1 protein-coding gene is annotated in these 1,804 nt (G+C 75.7%); it reads left to right on the top strand.

The features are described from left to right. Positions 1-158 precede the first annotated feature (158 nt). Positions 159-1,772 (top strand): acyltransferase domain-containing protein, encoded by a 1,614-nt coding sequence (locus tag ABZ260_RS50685; RefSeq protein WP_355633041.1) that lies wholly within the window; start codon positions 159-161, stop codon positions 1,770-1,772. The last annotated feature ends 32 nt before the right edge of the window (positions 1,773-1,804 follow it).

Raw genomic sequence — 1,804 nt, 5'->3', positions numbered from 1 at the left:
TTGTAAGCGGCGTACGACAGCAGCCCTGTGATCGCGAGGATGGGGATGCCGACCAGCAGCACGATGCCGAACACCGAGGTCAGCCACGGGCCGCGCGGGCGCTGGCCGGGTACGAGCACCGGGTCTCCGTCGCCGCGATCAACGGCCCGGAGTCCGTGGTGATAGCCGGGGCGGAGCAGGAGGTGCTCGACGTGGCGGGCGCGCTGGCGGAGAGCGGGCGCCGGACGAGGCGGCTGCGGGTCTCGCACGCGTTCCACTCGCCGCTGATGGAGCCGATGCTGGCGGACTTCCGGGCGGTCGCCGAAGGCGTCTCCTACTCCGCGCCGCGAATCCCGGTGATCTCGAACGTGACCGGTGGCCTCGCCGGGGACGAGCTGTGCTCACCGGACTACTGGGTGGAGCACGTACGCAGGACGGTCAGGTTCGCCGACGGGATCCGGGCGGCGCACGCGGCAGGGGTGACCCGCTACGTCGAGGTCGGCCCGGACGGGACCCTGACCGCGATGGCCCGCGAGGCCCTGCCTCCGGAGTCCGAGGCGGAGCTGGTGCCCCTGCTGCGCAGGGACCGCGACGAGCACCAGGCCGTCGTCACCGCACTCGCACGGCTGCACGTGCACGGGATGAGCCCCGACTGGGCCGCGGTCTTCGCCGGCACCGGCGCCAGGCCCGTGGACCTGCCGACGTACGCGTTCCAGCATGAGCGGTTCTGGCCCGAGGCGAGCCGGACGGGCGTGACCGGCGCCGGGGACCCCGTGGACGCGGAGTTCTGGGCCGCCGTGGAGGGGGAGGACGCCGAGGCGCTGGCCTGGCGGCTCGACGCGGACGGCGACGCGCTGACCAAGGTGCTGCCGGCGCTGTCGTCGTGGCGCAGGGAGCGGCGCCGCAGGTCTGCCATCGACGCCTGGCGGTATCGGATCGCCTGGAAGCCGCTCACCGGCGACGGCGCGACGGCCCCCGGTCGGACCCCGGCGAGCGGCCCCTGGCTGGTCGTGCTTCCCGAGGCGGCGGACGCCTGGACGGGCGCGGTGATCGACGCGATCGGCATCCTGGGCGCGGACGCCGTACGCCTGGAGGTGGCCGACCTCACGGCCGTGCCCGAGGACCGGGCCGCGCTGGCCGAGAGGCTACGCGCACCCGCCGGAGCCCCGCCGTACGCCGGAGTGGTGTCGTTGCTGGCCCTGCGGGAGTTCTCGGAGTCTTCGGACGTTCCCGCCGGGCTCGTCCTGACCACGCTGCTGATCCAGGCCCTGGGCGACGCCGGTGTCGACGCGCCGCTGTGGTGCCTCACCCGGGGCGCGGTCGCGGCGGGTCCCGACGAGGCCCTGCGCAGTCCGGCGCAGGCCGCTGTCTGGGGCCTCGGCCGGGTCGCCGCGCTGGAGCAGCCGCAGCGGTGGGGCGGCCTGGTCGACCTGCCGGAGAGCGTCGATCGCGGAGCGGCGCGAAGGCTGGCGAGCGTGCTGTCCGGGCTGGCCGGGGAGGACCAGGTCGCCATCCGGGCCTCCGGCACGTACGCCCGGCGGCTGGTGCAGGCTCCCGCGGGTCGGACCGGCGAGTGGGAGCCGTACGGAACCGTGCTGATCACCGGGGGCACCGGCGCGCTCGGCGGGCATGTGGCCCGCTGGCTGGCCCGGCACGGTGCGGAACACCTGGTGCTGGCCGGCCGGCGGGGGATGGACGCGCCCGGCGCCGCCGAGCTGCGCGACGAGCTGGCCGGGCTGGGGCGAGGGCCAGGCGACGCCGGCGGAACCCCCGCACGTCGTTCATGTCGGTGAGAACGCGGTCGAGTCGTGCGGCGCGGGCACGG

Origin of the sequence: Streptosporangium sp. NPDC006013, from assembly GCF_040614275.1 — a bacterium.
Lineage (GTDB): Bacteria > Actinomycetota > Actinomycetes > Streptosporangiales > Streptosporangiaceae > Streptosporangium.
This window is presented reverse-complemented; position numbering and strand designations above follow the sequence as displayed.